The following is a 16,079-nucleotide window of genomic DNA, read 5'->3' as shown; positions in this document are numbered from 1 at the left end:
TCCCAACCTAGCGAGATAGCTTTACAGCTAGATGTTAATTATGATCTTGGTCCATCCTCTCATCCTTAACATCCTGGTTCAAATACATGGGCGGGCGAATGCAATTCACCTCTACAAACAGGGAAGGCTCTCTCGCCAAAGAAAAAAGGCATCCTTTTTCGGGATGCCTTTCTATTTTATTTAAGATTTTTTATTAGCTTTTTGGCTTTACTTCTACCGTACAACAACCTTTGCTACATCCTGAGTTTCCTTTTTTCTTGCTGAAAAAGGGTTTAAAGATCACGTACAATGCGTAGATGAAAAGGATAAAGATGATGATGTATTGTATAATTATGCTCATTACTTTAAGATTTGATAGGCAATCAGCGCCGCAACATAGGCTAAGCCAGTCATGAACAACGTTTGGATCATGGTCCATTTCCATGAACCTGTTTCTTTACGAACTACACCAATGGTTGCCATACATTGCATTGCAAATGCGTAAAATAATAATAACGAAATTCCTGATGCAAAATTGTATGCAGGTTTTCCGGTGTTGCTATTGATCTCCGAACGCATTCGGGTCAATAGGGAACCCTTTTGGGCTTCATCTTCGATGTCTACATCGGGTCCCATGCTGTACACTACGGCCATCGTTCCGACAAAGACCTCGCGTGCCGCGAAGGATGAAATCAGACCGATTCCCATCTTCCAGTCATAGCCTAAGGGTCTTACGATCGGTTCGATTCCCATTCCGATGTAACCTAAGAAAGAGTGTTCCAATTTATATGAACCAACTTCTTGTTCCAGCTCAGCACCTGTAAGGTTAGGGTTGTTCTGTTGCACGATTTCTTCCGCATTGTAGAATTTTTGGTTCGGTCCGAAGTTTCCGAATACCCATAATACGATGGAAATCATCAAGATGATCTTACCTGCTTCGATTAAGAAACCAGAGGCCTTATCCCATACATTGGTTAGAACATTTTTCCAATCTGGTAGTTTGTATGTCGGTAATTCAAAGATCAGGAAGGAAGAACGTACGCTCTTGATCACTTTGTTTAAGATCCATGCAGAACCTAATGCGCCAACAATCCCCAAGATATACATGAAAAATAGGGTGATTCCCTGCACGTTAAAGCCCAAATAGGTAGTCTCAGGAATGATCAGCCCGATGATAACGATATAGATCGGTAGACGTGCCGAACAGGTCATAAATGGAGTTACCAAGATGGTCAACAGCCTTTCTTTGGGGTTTTCGATGTTACGGGCAGACATAACGGCCGGAATGGCACATGCCGCTCCAGACATTAATGGAATGACCGATTTACCGTTCAACCCGAATGGTCTTAACCAACGGTCCATAATGAATACGACACGGCTCATATAGCCTGATTCTTCCATTAAGGAAAGGAAAAGGAATAGAATGACAATCTGTGGGAGAAAAATTACGATACCACCAATACCAGCTACGATCCCTTCAATAAACAGGGAAGATAATGGACCCTCTGGAAGGACCGTGGATAGGTAGGCCGTTAGATCTCCGAAGCTGCCGTCAATCCAGTCCATTAACGGTCCGGACCAACTGAATATGGCCTGGAAAATCAACAACAAAAGACCAAAAAAGATAATATAGCCAAGTACAGGGTGCAATAAGATCCTGTCGATCTTGGATGTAGTATCCAAGGTTTGGTTTTTGGATTTGATCAAGATCTTATCGAGTTCCAGGCTGATTTGGTCCTGTCTGAAAAGCGACTCTGTCTTCTGCATCTCGTGCGGATCCAATTGGTGTTTAGCACGGATTGCTGCCAATTCTTCTTGTTGGTCTACAGGTAGGTAACTTACGTTTTCCTGAGCTAGATATTGCCAAGTAAGATATTCTGTTGCTAAAGGGAAAAGTTTCTTGGCTTCGTTGAGTGCCTTGCTGTATTTTTCCGGAATCTGGAAGGTGCCTTGGTAGAAGGATGGTTTTTCATCCAGGGAACTGATCAGTTTTTCCAGTCCTTTACCGGTACGGGCATTCGTTTGATAGATTTTGGTTTTCAGATAGGCTTCCAATTTATGGAAGTCGATGGTTACACCCTTACTTTCCACTTCATCGATCATATTGATTACGAAGATGGCTGGAAGTCCCAGTTCACGCGCTTGTTGGTACAGGATGATCCCTCTTTTTAGTGTTGAGGGTTCTGCCACCACCACGGTAAGGTCAGGACTGAGTTTATTTTCTCGCTGGCTTAGGATTTTGAAAACAATTTCCTCATCCAAAGAGTTAGGAAATAGGGTATAAGTACCAGGGAGGTCAATGATATGATAAGTCTTGCTATTTGCTTTTAATGTTCCTTCTCGTTTTTCTACGGTAATCCCTGGATAGTTACCAACCTTTTGGTTAAGTTTAGTAAGTCTATTGAACAGAGAGGTTTTACCAACATTGGGGTTTCCCAGAAGGACAATATTCGGGTCTTTCATTAGATTAATTCTGCAGTGATAAGTTTGGCTTCGGATTTACGGATGGCGATAAGGGCATTGTTTTCAATGACGTTGACACAGATAGGTCCACTAAGCGGAGCTTTATGTTTTATTTCAACAATGGAACCAGGGTAAAAGCCTAATTCATAGAATTTTGCAGGAATTTCTGTGGACTGTATGGTATTAATCTTGGCAAGGTCTCCGATTTTTAATTTATCAAGGCTAATTTTTTGCGGCATTCGACGACAATTTTTTATGTTTTTTGAATAAAAATCAACAATAGCAAAGATAAATAATTAAAATCTTTTAAATTGCGAATTAAGTCACACTAATGTATTATTAAATATGCCGAAGATCGAAGAATTGGTTAAAGTAAAGCAATTCGCAAGTCCTTGGCATCGCGCTACGATCAATATTATTTACACAAACAACTGGTTGAACGTGATGCTGGAGAAGAGAGCGAATGCCAAACAAATCACCTTGCAACAGTTTAACGTGTTGCGCGTCTTACGCGGTCAGTATCCCAATCCTGTTACCAATAATTTGTTGAAGGAGAGGTTGCTAACCAAAACGCCTGATATCAGTAGGTTAGTTGATCGCATCGTAAGTAAGGGCCTAGTTTCTAGGGAAAAGAACAGCGTAGACAAGCGCGCAGTCGATCTATTGATCACCGACAAAGGCTTGGAGCTGCTAGAAGAAATCGAGACTGACATGATGCTGGATGATGTACTTCCAGAAAACATTACAGCCGAAGATTGCTTTAAGCTCAGTGAATTATTGGATAAGTTCAGAGGCCTGATGAATGAGGTCGAGTACTAACTAATGTTCATGATCTGAATGGTCATGGTCATGATGATCATGATCGTGGGATTCTTCAGTTTGATCTGTAGTACCATGGTTATGATGAGAGTGGTCATGACCTTCAAATAAGAAGTTGGCCATGGAAACCAAAACACCTAATAACACTGCCAACATCTTTTTCTTGTTGAAGGTATGATGATCTGCCGATCCTGATTCGAACAGGATAGTGGTCGAGATGTGCAAGAAAATACCGATCACAACCGCCATAATCTTGTCGAAATACTGTGCTATGTTTCCGATTTCACCAGCACTGATCCCTTTGCTCGTTACGAATCCCAGTGGGGTCATAGCTGCAAAGATGGCGATAAATACGATGATGGTGGCTTTCTTTAGCCTTGTTCCGATCAATAAGCTTCCCAATGCGAAGGCAGCTGGGATATGGTGGATAGCGATACCAAAGACCAGTTCATTTCGGTGTCCTGAAGCCAATGGGAATCCCTCTAGGAAGGCATGCAGACATAGACTGATCAGGATAGCAATGGGAAATGCCTGATGGTTATGCCCATCGTTGCTATGGTGGATATGACCGTGCTCAATACCCTGTGAAAAATGCTCCAGAACTAACTGAAATAGGAATCCCCCTAAGATATACAGTCCAATGATTTCCCCAGGAGTCTGATTGCTGTGGTACACTTCAGGTATCAAGTGCAATACGGTTATGGCAAATAAATATGCACCACTGAAGGAAAGGACCAGTTTCAATAACTGGGTATTGTCTCTTTTGACAAAAAATACAGCAATACCACTTAGTAATGCGGAGAAAAATAGGATGGATACGATCAAGAAACTACTCATGCAGCTGTTGTTGTTGGAATGGGTTTGGGTTCAAAAAACTGAGGATAAAACCTTTTGAATAAATAGCCAGTCCCTAAACCTATGAGTGTCCCCAGGATGGCCCCGCAGAGGATATCCAAGGGGTAGTGAACTCCGACATAGATCTGAGAAAAGGATATGGAAGCCGCCCAAAGGATACATAGCCATAAGGTATGTTTCCATTTGCGACGAAATAATACAATCCAGAAGAACGCCATCGCGAAGTGGTTTGTGGCATGGGAAGAGGTGAAGCTAAACCCAGAGCCACAGCGAGCGCGCAAATTAACCTGGTTTTTGAATACTACATCATTACAGGGCCTAACTCGTTTAACCGATTTTTTGATCAAATGCGAAGAGGCACCATCTGAAATCCCAAAAGTTGCCAATGTACAGGCAACGATCAAAATTCCGGTCTTGCCGTAATGTTTGATGAAAAAGATGATTAAAAATAAATAAAGTGGGGACCAAGTGTAAGGATTACGTAAGATAGGCAGTAACCAGTCGAAAACAATGTTGCTCAAGCCCTGGTTGATTAATAGAAATAAATCTTGATCGAAATGGATTATTTTCTCTAACATATTTTTGTTGTAGAATGGTCAATTTTCATTAATTAAACCAAATCTAAAAAAATAAGATGTAATACCTTACTTATTATAGTAAACGAAACTAAGTTGCAACAAAGATATGCATAAGAAGGAAAAAAAGAATAAAAAACATTAATAATTATTTTATTCCGTTATTTTTACGAGCATTAATAACATTTATACTTATGGCTTTAATAAAATCTATTTCAGGAATTAGGGGAACAATAGGCGGAAGACCTGGAGATAACCTAACACCTGTTGATATTGTGAAATTTACTGCTGCTTACGGAAAGATCATTACAGAAAATGCAGAGAACAAGACTATTGTCGTAGGCCGAGATGCCCGTATCTCTGGAGAGATGGTTTCTAATCTAGTGATTGGGACCTTGCAGAGTATTGGGGTTAATGTAATCGACCTAGGCTTGTCAACTACACCAACAGTTGAGATTGCAGTGCCTAAGTTAAAGGCTGCTGGTGGGATTATCCTAACGGCTTCCCATAACCCTGGACAATGGAATGCACTGAAACTGTTGAACGAGAAGGGTGAATTTATTGATGATGCCAAAGGTAAAGAGGTTTTGGAGTTGGGAGAGAGCCTGAATTTTGATTTTGCTGAGGTAGACCAGTTGGGCTCTGTTACTAAAGACGATTCGTTTTTACAGAAACATATAGAAGATGTATTGGCGTTGGAATTCGTGGATGTGGAAGCGATCAAAAAAGCCAACTTTAAAGTTGCAGTTGATGCAGTGAACAGTACAGGAGGTACCTTTATCCCTGAGCTGTTCAAAGCTTTAGGTGTGGAGACGGTTTATAAGATTCACTGTGAGCCTAATGGGCAATTCCCGCATAACCCTGAACCTTTGAAAGAGCATTTAACTGATCTTTCCCAAGCTGTGCTTGACAACAAGGCTGATCTGGGTATTGCTGTTGACCCTGATGTGGACCGCTTGGTTTTCATGATGGAAAACGGTGAGCTTTTCGGTGAGGAATATACCCTGGTGGCTGTTTCAGATTTTATCTTGGGACAGAAAAAAGGAAATACAGTCTCTAACCTTTCATCTACCCGTGCATTGAGAGATGTTACGGAGAAACATGGAGGACAATATTTTGCGGCTGCAGTAGGTGAAGTGAATGTGGTGACCAAGATGAAGGAAGTAGATGCGGTAATCGGTGGCGAGGGTAATGGTGGTGTGATCTATCCGGCATCTCACTATGGTCGTGATTCATTGGTTGGGGTTGCATTGTTCTTGACGCATTTAGCAAAATTGGGTAAGAAGGTAACGGAATACCGTGCTGAGCTTCCGCAGTACTATATGTCAAAAAATAAGATTACGCTTACTCCTGATTTGGATATCGATAATCTGTTGGCGAAAATGCAAGCAAAATATGCCCACGAACAACATTCTACAATTGATGGACTGAAGATAGATTTCCCGAATGAGTGGGTTCACCTTCGTAAATCCAATACCGAGCCTATCATTCGTATCTATTCGGAAGGCCCAACGGCAGAAGCTGCCGAGGCAATCGCTCAAAAAATAATGAACGAGATCCAAGAGATCGTAGGATAAGGTCTGTAGGGACGAAATAAAAATCCCCCAAAACAGTTATTTATTGTTCTGGGGGATTTCTGTTTATTTGCACTATGAAAAACATCAAGCTGATCCTTCTTTGTCTATTTTCTTTGAGCTATTTGAGCTTACAGGCTCAAGAGTCTGTAAATATCAAGATCAAGCAGGATTATCAAACATTGACTGCCAAGGATGGGGTGTTCAATATCCAGAGAAAACCTTTCAAGTTGGTTTTTCATGTAAGGAATACAGATGGTTTTTGTGTTGGGATCACCCAAGATGAAGATATTTACCGTTCTGCAATAGGAGAGGCCGATATGGAAGTCATGTGGTTTGAGAATACGGGCATGGCTGAAGGTCGATTCAATGAAGACCTGACGACCACGATTTCGGATGAAGCGCCAAGTTATTGGTACTTTACAGCTATCGATGACCATCGTTTTGATAAGGACCCTTATGGAACCCCGCAGGAATGGCTGGCAGAACGCACTGTAAATTCTTTTTATCTGGCTGAGTTCAGTGAATCCTTCAAGTTGGAAGATATGGTGAGACCAGTTTATGTCGTTGTCTATGAGCCAGTTTATGATGAGGACTATAATTTGATCGATAAAAAGGTGTTTTATCATGCCAAAATCAATATGTAGTATTTATTTTCGGTATTTTTTTTATTTTTATAGCTATTTGTCTACAACATATTATACTATTTAATAAATTTGGCGATATATTATAACAATTTTCGCCAGTGAAGACCCCATTTCGCTTTTTAAGCACACTATTGTTGATGTCTGTTTTGTGTCTTTCATCTTGCGAGAAAGCACCAGATTTCCAGAAGCCACTCGTAAAGGAGGAAAAGGCTAATATCCAGACCAATACCGGTTTTGTTGATAAAGAAGTTCCTATGGCCTCCGACAACTGGGAGGTGGTTCATGTCAGGAATATTAATCCAACTAAGTATCTATTAGATTCCCGTTTGCAAATCATGCGATTAGGAGGGGTAGGTCGCGTGGAAAATTCACAAGGTTTCATTACTTTGGAGAAAAAAGGAAATGACCCTAGAAAGTTATTTATTTCCATGACCGAAAACTTCAGCGCAGAACCGAGAAGGTTGTTGATTGGAATTAAGGACCAAGAGTCTACCAAGGAAATTGAGATCATCCAAGAGAGAGGTGGCGACTATGAATTGGTTGATAAGATCATTACCGAAAAGACTGATGCACGTAAGGTAACTGTTCTTAAGCTGAACAGTACTATCATTGATAACAAAGCAAGCAATCCCATGACCATTAAAACTCCTATTAAGGAGTATTATAAGAGTGTGAATGTTGTTTCAGAATTCAGCGCGAATTTTTTCAGTGTTTTCGATTGGACTCCAGCACCTGATAGTTTGATCAGTATGATCGCATTGGAGCATCAAGGGGCGAAGGTCTGGGACGAAAAGGTCAAATATGTCAGAGGAGTACAATCTACCCCTTATATGGCAAATGCAACTCAACCTGTAGATATCATTGTACCTGCGAATTCAATGAAAACGGTATATGCTGAAGTTACAGTGATAAACCGTGAATGCGAATTTACTTTTAAGATCAAGAACAAACAAACCGGATATCTGAGCACCTTGAAAGGCCGTTGGAAACAACAGGTGCCTATTAAAGGTGAAATCAAGGTCATCTAACCTAACCTTTCCCAATTTTTTTATTTTTTCTGTAACGTATTGCCATAATCTATACTAACTTATGGAATTGGTAAACTATTGGCTTTGAAAATTAAAGAAAAGGAATTTTTATTAGTTATTGAACAGCACAAAGGCATCCTATATAAACTCTCTAAGATTTATATGGACGATGAATTTGATAGGGAGGACCTCTATCAGGAAATGCTGTATCAGCTATGGAAATCCTATGAAAACTTTAAAGGACAGAGCAAATTTTCTACATGGATGTACCGTGTGGCCTTAAATACGGCATTGGTCTTTGTGAAGAAGGACAAAAAGTCCCCAAAGACGGAAAGTCTGATCGAGGATCTTGATGTTGTGGATCATTCTGATCATTCAGTGAAAGAAGAGCGCTTAACTTATTTCTATAGAGCGGTCAAAGAGCTCAATGAAGTGGAAAAGGCCTTGATCTTTCTTTTCTTGGAAGGGTTTTCCCATCGCGAAATTGGGGGTCAGTTGGGGATCTCAGAGGGAAATGCACGGGTGAAGCTGAATAGGACCAAAGATAAATTACAGGAAATCATTAAAAAACAAGGATATGAATTTTGACGATTTAAAGAAGGCATGGGAAGAGGAAGGAGAAGGGAAAGATTTGAAAGAAGTTCAACTGTCCGTCGAACATGCGAATAATGCCATTGATAAGGTGCGCGCAAATATGAGGCTGGATTTTTACGGGCTGCTCGTGTTAGGGGTATTGGCAATTGTCGGGCTCAGTTATGTAGGTCTGAAGGTTGATATTCAACCGGTCGTCTTTTTTACAATAGTCAGCTTTGCATTCCTGTTCTTCAGTCTGATGTTTTTCTTCTGTTTCAAATTTTTCAAGTTTTATAAACATTCCTATAACCTGAGCTATGATAGCCGGGATAACCTGATGTGGTTTTACTATGAACTGCGGTATTTCATTGAATTCTATCATACCTTTTTCTTTGTGGGATTTGTCATGAGTTTGGCTTTCGGTCTATCAATAGGGTTGATGACCGCGACCTTGGAAATGGATCAGGGCAGTAAAGATGCAATCGGTAGAGCGCTTACATTTGGGTTCACAGGCAAGCTGATTTATTTTGGGAGTATGGGCACCATAATTGTTGGAGGAACTTTTCTGTTCCGTTGGGTGATCCAAAAGATGTATGGACGTTATTTGAAGCAAATAAAGCAGACCTTGGATCTACTGAAACCAGAGGAATAGGTTGCTTGAGGTATGTTAACAAAACAGTATTAAAATAGATGAAATAGTTTTGTTGAAATGAAAAATATATTCTATCTTTGCGACTCATTAAATATTAACAATTTTAATAAATAACAATGTACGCAATAGTAAATATAGCAGGACAGCAATTTAAGGTTGCAAAAGACCAGTACCTTTTTGTACACCGTTTACAAGGAGACGAGGGCGCTAGTATTGAATTTGACAATGTATTGTTAGCAGAAGACGGTGGTAAGTTTACTGTAGGTACGCCAAGTATCTCAGGTGCTAAAGTTTCAGCTACTATTTTGTCACATTTGAAGGGTGAAAAAGTTATCGTTTTCAAGAAAAAACGTCGTAAAGGCTACAAAAAGAAAAACGGTCACCGTCAACACTTCACTAAAATCCAGATCACTGGTATCAGTTTATAATCGAATTTTTAATCTGACGCAAGTCATAAATTAGAATAAAGAAATGGCACACAAAAAAGGTGCGGGTAGTTCCAAGAACGGCCGTGAGTCACACAGTAAGAGATTAGGTATCAAAATTTTCGGTGGTCAACAAGCTATCGCTGGTAACATCATCGTACGTCAACGTGGTACTCAGCACAATCCTGATGCTAACGTTGGTATCGGTAAAGATCATACCTTATACGCTTTAATCGACGGTACAGTAGTTTTCCGTAAAAAAGCAAACAACAAATCTTACGTTTCAGTTCTTCCAGTAGAAGAAAACAACTAAGGTTAGTTTAAAAAAACAAGAAAAGGTCTGTTTGGAATTCCAAATAGACCTTTTCTTGTTTTAGACATCAGACATCAGACTGGGCATGGCCACTAAGAAAGTTCTATTGTTTTTTCTTTGTCTATTTTTTTATTAGATATAGCTTAATGAAGTAGTGTTCTAAGATCGCGAATGGAAAGGTCTGATGTCTTGTGTCTATTGTCTTATGTCTAACGCAAGAGGCAGGATCATGCTTGATCCTGCCTCTTGCGTTATATTGTGGAGAATACCGGATTCGAACCGGTGGCCTCTTGCCTGCCAGGCAAGCGCTCTAGCCAGCTGAGCTAATCCCCCTTAGCGCAGCAAATATACTGGAATTTCCGATATTTCCTATTTCAATGCTAAATTATATTTTGTGCCGTCCGTGATGGATACATCCAACATGAACTTGCTGAAATCCGCATAGCTCGATACAGGGTATTCACCTTCACGGAGTTGCAGCTTTCTATAGCATATCATCTTGCCGTCCTTGATATCCACACGAAACTCATAAGTACCCATGGGGACTTCTAACTTTTTGTTGATCGGGATAATATTGTTTGAAAGATTCTCCGGTAATTCGATTTCTGTCTCGTCGATATCGGTATAGCCCCTTGAGATCCGAACGACGTTCATCCTGTTTCGAATGTCAGGGATCGAAGCGCTACGGTTCAGGAAGTTCGGAAATACCGTGACGTTGTCATTGTTCTTGATAGCAAAGTTCTCAGCTTCAATATTTAGGTCCTCAGTAAGCGAAAGCTTGCCATTGTTGTTAATACTATACTTAATGTCCTTGAATTGGATACGGTTGATGTCATATTGCCTAGCTAGCGATTTGATCTGCTCATCCTTGATCTTCTTTACGTTAGGGAAGTGATTTTCAAACTGGAAGCCTGAAAATTCAGTTTTGATCATTCCGCTTATCTTTCCATCGGTATTCAGCTTAAAGATACTTTTTCTATGTTGTAGGCTCTCATCATAGGGATAGCTGTCAGTCCTTAAGATCTTACCACCATTTTCGGTCATGGCCAATACCAGCCTGTCATCGGTAAAATCGCCTAGGTAGCCAAATGGAAGATCTTGGTTCGTGCATTCCAGCCAGGTGGTATCATTTTGAAACGGTAGACAAAGGATTACATGGTTTCCATCGATGAGGTTTGCAAATTCAGGTTCGATATTCATCTTTCGATTGCCCGCTTCCACGATGCAATAGTAGGAGGGGATATTGACTACATCCAATAATGATTGCATATAGTTTACCAAAGCCTTACAATCGCCATAGCCTAAGCGGTCTACATCAGATGCCGGAAAAGGTTCCTGTCCACCGATACCAACCTGAACGGAAATATACCTTGTCTTTTTCTGTAGATATTCGTAGAGAGCCTTGGCTTTTTCCTGATCGGTCTTTAGGTCCTTGCAGATCTCCTTAACCTTTGCTGCGGTTGCTGCAGGCAAGTCTCTTTTGTCCTTTAGCAAGGCGCTGTTCAGCCAGTCTCCATAAGATTTCCAGTCATTGGCTTTTCCGGCATGTTTGTAGTATTCAAAAGATTCAGGAACTACAAAAACGCGCATGCCAGTCTCATGTCTATTTGGGCTATAGGGTTCGGAACGAACCGCATTGATATTCTCGATGTCCCAATAGTAAGATTTCTGTTTCCCTTTAATGGTTTCTTTGCCCTCTTTTTTGAGGTTCTTTTTCAAGATCCTCAAGGTGTAGTTGGGATCCGCCAAGATCTCATAACTGCTCTTTTGAACGGAGATGTCAACAGCAAAGTCAGGGCGCCAAGAATTGATGGCCAGTGTTTGGTTATGACGAACCTCATACTCTGTTGCTACTGTATAGGGAAAAGAAGGCAGTGAAGGGGATAAGTGCTTTATTCTGGTGTTAGTGAACATAGTTCCCTCATCAGAAGCGCTATAGTCCTTAAAATCCTTCATGGAATATTTCTTTACAGTCTTGCCATCCGAATCTAGGACCTCTACCTTGATGTTCTTGATCTGTTTGGACTTGTCATAAGACATCGTGATACTGTTGTAGTCTTCTCCAGCGCTGTTATGGATGGTAATCACGCGTCGTCCTGTTTCGATCATCTCGCTAGGGCTCTTGATATCGTAAGTGGTATGTTCCTCACGGACTGTTGCCGACGCACGGCTCAGCAATTCCTTCGGTATGTTGGAAACCTCGTATTGGCCAAATGAATCATATTGGCTCAACAGGAGGAAAGTAAGTATAAATCCTATTTTTCTGATCATATCTTCTTGAATTGAAAATCAGTCATTTGTTGTTGGATGATCCTAGAGAAGAATTCTTTCAGGTGAAAATATTCCTCGGGAGTGAAAATGGCCTTGTTCAACATGGTTGTTTGCTGCAACATCAAAATGTTGTTGTCATACAAGGACCTGAAGGTGTATTTAGCTGTGCTTTCCGGTAAGGACATGGCAGAATCCTTAGGTTTGTTTGAAATGGTATAACCAGTTGGAATGCTGATATTGATATTGTAAGTCTCGCTTCTTGGCGCGCCAAAATCCACGTGGTAATTTCTTTCCTCCAGTTTGAACGGGTTTTTGCTCATTCTCTCGTAGATTATCGGATTCAAGAGGATCGCATCAGGTCTAAAGTTTTCCCTTAGGTCCATTTCAAATTCCAACTGTTCAACAAGAGGTTTTTCCATGTCATCAATATTTTCCACTTTGGAGCTCAATAGCCTTAGGGAGGTAACTTTTTCCATCTGTTTTTCCTCATATTCTTCAAAGCTATTATAACTGTCTATCTCATTTCTCTTATAAAGAGCGTCCAATCCTGAGTACTGAATACGGATAGTTCCTGTAATCTTGCCCGTACTGTCCAATTTTCCAAGAATATTATACTGTTTCCTCGAGGATATTTCATTCTTTAACGGAACCCAATCCGAATTGCTTCTCGAAAATATAACCCTACCGCGGTCATTGATGGAGCTCATGGGCAGTTCACCGAACGGAAGGAACTTTTCAGAGGCATCCAAAAGGTAATCCTTTCCATCAATCTTAGCCATGCAGATAACTGCGTTGAAATCCGTCATCGCAGGGAACAGAAAGTTTGGGATACCATTGTTACGGGTAGAGATTATGACAGGGTAAGCCTCAATATCAGCAGCATTCAATCCCGCTACCAAGCCGAGGTTAATATCAGCAATATTGCCTTTTTTAGTTTCTAAGGCTTTTTTTATTCCTTGTTCAGCAAATTTTCCCAAGACATTATTGAACGTAATGTTTTTCTGGATATAATAGTAAATGGCCTTAGCCTTGTCCAATTTGTTTTCTTTGCTTGCCAATATCCCAGGCATTATATCCTTAAAAGCCCCTTTATTTTTAATCTGTCCACCAAATTCTTTTTCCAACATCAGGTCTTGGTCGATATCGGACCAGTTTTTTGCATAATTGGTATGCGGTCCAGTTGGGTCGAGGTAAGTCCTGAGCTCATAGTTGATCGACGAAATATAGTTGATAGGAGCCAACATATAATCTTCTTCCTTGAAAGCTGGAACATCCTTCATGATATATGTCATTTTCGAACAATCCTGTCTATCACCACCCAAAAGGAAATGCTTGTTCAAAACCGTAGATTTCTGGTCCGATAACGGCAAATAGCCTTTCAAGTTAGTGTTATAGACAAATGTTGCGGGAATAACTGCAACATATTCACTATGCAGCTTTGGCAGATCCGATTGGAAGTACCAAGTCCTGAAGGTTCTTACACCTGGAGATGATAGTCTGTAAGAATATTCAATAATGGAGTTGTCTTTAATATTGGGAAGGGTGAATTTTAATTCATGTCTATATTGGGAGGCTTTATCGGTGAAGATGGCTTCTTTCTTCAGGTCATCTGTTACGAGTTTGCCGTTTTCAAAATTATGGGTTCTACCTTTGAGGTCCCGCACATATTCCATATCAGACCCATACTTATAGAGTGGGATATTGATATTGGCTGAACTAGCACCCTCTTTGTCCAAGATCTTGATCCGAACATGCACGTTGTGGACCACCATCAAGGCTCGGTCGCTTTCGCTGTACTCCAGTTCAGTTCTCCCATGTTCAAATAATACAATTGCATGTGCCGAAGTATCGTTCTGCTTGTGGTCAGTAGAGAATAATGCCAAGTCCAATTTTGGTAAAGGATTGTCTTGAGCTTTCCCCAATAGGCATACACATACCATGCAGAGGCCTAACAACATAGATTTCATAATGATTTGGTAATAATTATAGTCAAATGTAAATATTTTACATCTGATTTAACAGGAGGGGAAACGAATTATTTGAAAATATTTTCTGAGGATAATTTTTAAGCCTCCAACAATTGTTTTTCGTAGAGGGAGGCGTATTCACCATCCATATTCAGGAGCTGTTCGTGGGTACCTTCTTCGATGATTTTACCGTCTTCCAGGACGATGATATGGTCCGCGTTTTTAATGGTGGAGATACGGTGGGCGATGATGATGGAGGTTCTGCCATCCATGATTTTGCCGAGATTATGAAGGATTTCTTCTTCGGTCTTGGTGTCCACGGCCGATAGACAGTCGTCAAACATCAAGATCCTAGGGTCTTTTACCAGTGCCCTTGCAATGGAAACCCTTTGCTTCTGTCCTCCAGAAAGGGTGATTCCACGTTCACCTATATGGGTTTCAAAGCCTTCGTCAAAACCGACGATATTGTCATACACCACGGCATCTTTAGCTGCCTGCTCCACTTTTGGAGTATCAACTTGGTCCAGACCAAATGCAATGTTACGGGCAATGGTATCCGAGAAAAGGAAAACCTGTTGCGGTACAAAGCCGATTTGCTCTCGCACCGATTTTAGTTCATATTCCTTGATGTTATGCCTGTCATAAAGGATTTCACCCTGGTCTGCATCAAACATGCGCATCAATAGGTTGGCCAAGGTGGATTTACCTGAACCTGTTCTTCCAATGATGGCCATGGTTTTACCAGCAGGGATATGGAAACTGACATTGTCTATGGCCTTGATGCCTGTCTCCGGATAGGTGAAAGAGACGTTCTTCAACTCAATATCACCGTGCAGTTCATGCGTCAGTTGGCCGGTAGCAATATCAGATTTGGTGTCCAGGAATTCATTGATCCGCTTCTGGGATGCTGCAGCACGTTGAATAAGCGAAGTCACCCAAGCCAAGGACATCGCCGGGAAGGTCAATTGATTGACATAGATAATAAACTCCGCGATATTTCCCGCAGTGATGTTACCAGCGTTCACTTCAAGGCCACCGATATATACCGTAATGATGGTACTGAAGCCGATCAAGAAAATAATCAAAGGGAAAAAGACAGCCTGGACCTTAACCAAGTTCAGATTGATGTCCTTATAGCGGTCACTTTCCACCTTGAATTTGTCCATCTTGTCCTGTTCGCGGGTGTAGGTCTTGATAACGCGGATACCAGAAAAAGTCTCTTGCACAAATGAAGAAAGTTGCGACAATTGACGCTGGATCCGTTCACTCCGTCTATTGATCACCTTGTTTACAAACAGGATTATCACCGAAATGATCGGGATAGGCAGTAGGGCATAAGTAGCCAATGTCGCATTGACATTGTACATGGCATAGATGATCATGATGGACAATACAACCGTATTGATCGCGTACATGATTGCTGGACCTAGGTAGTTACGGACCTGATTGACATCTTCCGTCGCTCGGTTCATCAGGTCACCCGTATTATTCCTACGGTAGAAGGCGAAATCTAGCTGCTGATAATGCTGGTAGATTTCATTTTTAATATCATATTCAATATGTCTTGAGGTCAGGATCAGGGTCTGGCGCATCATGAAGAGGAATATCCCGCGCAACAGGGCCAAGACCAGGACGACGATACCAAAAAACAGAAGGGATTTACTGAATACCTCATAGATGATGGATTGCCTATCAAAACCATCGTACAACCGGTACAGGTCGATGTTCTCTTTGACCAAGTCAAAAGCTTCACGGATGACCTGTGCAGGCAGAATTCCGAAGTAATTGGATATAATTACGAATATCACACCTGGGATTACGCGCCAACGATATTTATAGAAAAATTTATTGAGGTATGATAGTTCCTTCATTTGAACAAAAATAATGGATAATTTTCAATAAACTATGCAGTAAAGTTGTGATAATGTCAATAGTTTG

At 40.9% G+C, this 16,079-nt stretch carries 16 protein-coding genes and 1 tRNA gene; 8 read left to right on the top strand and 9 right to left on the bottom strand.

The window, feature by feature from the left end; translation table 11 throughout:
- Positions 1 to 193: 193 nt before the first annotated feature.
- The 3 genes from NMK93_RS14160 to NMK93_RS14150 are packed head-to-tail and all read right to left on the bottom strand — an operon-like array spanning position 194 to position 2,681.
- A complete protein-coding gene (locus tag NMK93_RS14160; RefSeq protein WP_185214192.1) occupies positions 194 to 340 on the bottom strand; it encodes a FeoB-associated Cys-rich membrane protein in 147 nt (48 codons plus the stop codon).
- Complete coding sequence (feoB, locus tag NMK93_RS14155) at positions 340 to 2,442, bottom strand: ferrous iron transport protein B (protein WP_254528001.1); 2,103 nt, start codon at positions 2,440 to 2,442, stop codon at positions 340 to 342. The genes NMK93_RS14160 and feoB overlap by 1 nt, the downstream gene beginning before the upstream one ends.
- Positions 2,442 to 2,681: a FeoA family protein gene (locus tag NMK93_RS14150; protein ID WP_185214194.1), complete on the bottom strand. Its 240-nt coding sequence runs from the start codon at positions 2,679 to 2,681 to the stop codon at positions 2,442 to 2,444. The genes feoB and NMK93_RS14150 overlap by 1 nt, the downstream gene beginning before the upstream one ends.
- 106 nt (positions 2,682 to 2,787) lie before the next feature.
- Here NMK93_RS14150 and NMK93_RS14145 point away from each other — a divergent pair, with 106 nt between their 5' ends.
- Complete coding sequence (locus NMK93_RS14145; protein WP_185214195.1) at positions 2,788 to 3,261, top strand: MarR family winged helix-turn-helix transcriptional regulator; 474 nt, start codon at positions 2,788 to 2,790, stop codon at positions 3,259 to 3,261.
- Here the strand turns inward: NMK93_RS14145 and NMK93_RS14140 are convergent, their stop codons facing one another.
- Positions 3,262 to 4,098 (bottom strand): ZIP family metal transporter, encoded by an 837-nt coding sequence (locus tag NMK93_RS14140; protein WP_185214196.1) that lies wholly within the window; start codon positions 4,096 to 4,098, stop codon positions 3,262 to 3,264.
- Positions 4,095 to 4,694 carry a phosphatase PAP2 family protein gene (locus tag NMK93_RS14135; RefSeq protein WP_185217560.1) on the bottom strand — a complete coding sequence of 200 codons (600 nt, stop codon included), beginning with the start codon at positions 4,692 to 4,694 and terminating at the stop codon, positions 4,095 to 4,097. The genes NMK93_RS14140 and NMK93_RS14135 overlap by 4 nt, the downstream gene beginning before the upstream one ends.
- A gap of 191 nt (positions 4,695 to 4,885) precedes the next feature.
- Between NMK93_RS14135 and glmM the strand changes: the two genes are divergently transcribed.
- From glmM to rpmA, 7 genes are all read left to right on the top strand, one after another.
- A complete protein-coding gene (gene glmM / locus NMK93_RS14130; protein WP_254527999.1) occupies positions 4,886 to 6,268 on the top strand; it encodes a phosphoglucosamine mutase in 1,383 nt (460 codons plus the stop codon).
- A gap of 74 nt (positions 6,269 to 6,342) precedes the next feature.
- Positions 6,343 to 6,912 (top strand): hypothetical protein, encoded by a 570-nt coding sequence (locus NMK93_RS14125; protein ID WP_254527989.1) that lies wholly within the window; start codon positions 6,343 to 6,345, stop codon positions 6,910 to 6,912.
- Between the two features lie 98 nt (positions 6,913 to 7,010).
- On the top strand, positions 7,011 to 7,940 hold the full coding sequence (locus tag NMK93_RS14120; RefSeq protein WP_214649552.1) for a hypothetical protein: 930 nt from the start codon (positions 7,011 to 7,013) through the stop codon (positions 7,938 to 7,940).
- A gap of 84 nt (positions 7,941 to 8,024) precedes the next feature.
- A complete protein-coding gene (locus tag NMK93_RS14115; protein WP_185214200.1) occupies positions 8,025 to 8,528 on the top strand; it encodes an RNA polymerase sigma factor in 504 nt (167 codons plus the stop codon).
- On the top strand, positions 8,518 to 9,165 hold the full coding sequence (locus tag NMK93_RS14110; protein WP_185214201.1) for a hypothetical protein: 648 nt from the start codon (positions 8,518 to 8,520) through the stop codon (positions 9,163 to 9,165). Before NMK93_RS14115 ends, NMK93_RS14110 begins: the two co-directional genes overlap by 11 nt.
- 116 nt (positions 9,166 to 9,281) lie before the next feature.
- Positions 9,282 to 9,593: a 50S ribosomal protein L21 gene (gene rplU / locus NMK93_RS14105; RefSeq protein ID WP_099367640.1), complete on the top strand. Its 312-nt coding sequence runs from the start codon at positions 9,282 to 9,284 to the stop codon at positions 9,591 to 9,593.
- A gap of 43 nt (positions 9,594 to 9,636) precedes the next feature.
- Positions 9,637 to 9,903: a 50S ribosomal protein L27 gene (gene rpmA, locus NMK93_RS14100; protein WP_094256038.1), complete on the top strand. Its 267-nt coding sequence runs from the start codon at positions 9,637 to 9,639 to the stop codon at positions 9,901 to 9,903.
- A gap of 259 nt (positions 9,904 to 10,162) precedes the next feature.
- Here the strand turns inward: rpmA and NMK93_RS14095 are convergent.
- The 4 genes from NMK93_RS14095 to NMK93_RS14080 form a co-directional block, all read right to left on the bottom strand.
- Positions 10,163 to 10,236, bottom strand: a tRNA-Ala gene (locus NMK93_RS14095).
- Positions 10,237 to 10,272: 36 nt separating this feature from the next.
- Positions 10,273 to 12,174, bottom strand: coding sequence for a DUF3857 domain-containing protein (locus NMK93_RS14090; protein WP_254527987.1), 1,902 nt, complete (start codon positions 12,172 to 12,174; stop codon positions 10,273 to 10,275).
- Complete coding sequence (locus NMK93_RS14085; RefSeq protein WP_254527985.1) at positions 12,171 to 14,141, bottom strand: DUF3857 and transglutaminase domain-containing protein; 1,971 nt, start codon at positions 14,139 to 14,141, stop codon at positions 12,171 to 12,173. The genes NMK93_RS14090 and NMK93_RS14085 overlap by 4 nt, the downstream gene beginning before the upstream one ends.
- A 98-nt stretch (positions 14,142 to 14,239) precedes the next feature.
- On the bottom strand, positions 14,240 to 16,012 hold the full coding sequence (locus NMK93_RS14080) for an ABC transporter ATP-binding protein (protein WP_254527984.1): 1,773 nt from the start codon (positions 16,010 to 16,012) through the stop codon (positions 14,240 to 14,242).
- Positions 16,013 to 16,079 lie beyond the last annotated feature (67 nt).

Source organism: Sphingobacterium sp. LZ7M1, from assembly GCF_024296865.1.
Classification (GTDB): Bacteria; Bacteroidota; Bacteroidia; order Sphingobacteriales; family Sphingobacteriaceae; genus Sphingobacterium.
Note: the sequence above shows the minus strand (reverse complement) of the source record. Positions and strands in the feature narration are given on the sequence as shown.

What these genes read in the sequence shown, in the direction of transcription:
- NMK93_RS14085 (WP_254527985.1), bottom strand. Translation starts at nt 14,141, where the DNA reads ATGAAATCTATGTTGTTAGGCCTCTGCATGGTATGTGTATGCCTATTG.
- glmM (WP_254527999.1), top strand. Translation starts at nt 4,886, where the DNA reads ATGGCTTTAATAAAATCTATTTCAGGAATTAGGGGAACAATAGGCGGA.
- NMK93_RS14110 (WP_185214201.1), top strand. Translation starts at nt 8,518, where the DNA reads ATGAATTTTGACGATTTAAAGAAGGCATGGGAAGAGGAAGGAGAAGGG.
- NMK93_RS14140 (WP_185214196.1), bottom strand. Translation starts at nt 4,098, where the DNA reads ATGAGTAGTTTCTTGATCGTATCCATCCTATTTTTCTCCGCATTACTA.
- NMK93_RS14160 (WP_185214192.1), bottom strand. Translation starts at nt 340, where the DNA reads ATGAGCATAATTATACAATACATCATCATCTTTATCCTTTTCATCTAC.
- NMK93_RS14145 (WP_185214195.1), top strand. Translation starts at nt 2,788, where the DNA reads ATGCCGAAGATCGAAGAATTGGTTAAAGTAAAGCAATTCGCAAGTCCT.
- NMK93_RS14135 (WP_185217560.1), bottom strand. Translation starts at nt 4,694, where the DNA reads ATGTTAGAGAAAATAATCCATTTCGATCAAGATTTATTTCTATTAATC.
- NMK93_RS14125 (WP_254527989.1), top strand. Translation starts at nt 6,343, where the DNA reads ATGAAAAACATCAAGCTGATCCTTCTTTGTCTATTTTCTTTGAGCTAT.
- NMK93_RS14150 (WP_185214194.1), bottom strand. Translation starts at nt 2,681, where the DNA reads ATGCCGCAAAAAATTAGCCTTGATAAATTAAAAATCGGAGACCTTGCC.
- NMK93_RS14080 (WP_254527984.1), bottom strand. Translation starts at nt 16,012, where the DNA reads ATGAAGGAACTATCATACCTCAATAAATTTTTCTATAAATATCGTTGG.
- NMK93_RS14090 (WP_254527987.1), bottom strand. Translation starts at nt 12,174, where the DNA reads ATGATCAGAAAAATAGGATTTATACTTACTTTCCTCCTGTTGAGCCAA.
- feoB (WP_254528001.1), bottom strand. Translation starts at nt 2,442, where the DNA reads ATGAAAGACCCGAATATTGTCCTTCTGGGAAACCCCAATGTTGGTAAA.
- rplU (WP_099367640.1), top strand. Translation starts at nt 9,282, where the DNA reads ATGTACGCAATAGTAAATATAGCAGGACAGCAATTTAAGGTTGCAAAA.
- rpmA (WP_094256038.1), top strand. Translation starts at nt 9,637, where the DNA reads ATGGCACACAAAAAAGGTGCGGGTAGTTCCAAGAACGGCCGTGAGTCA.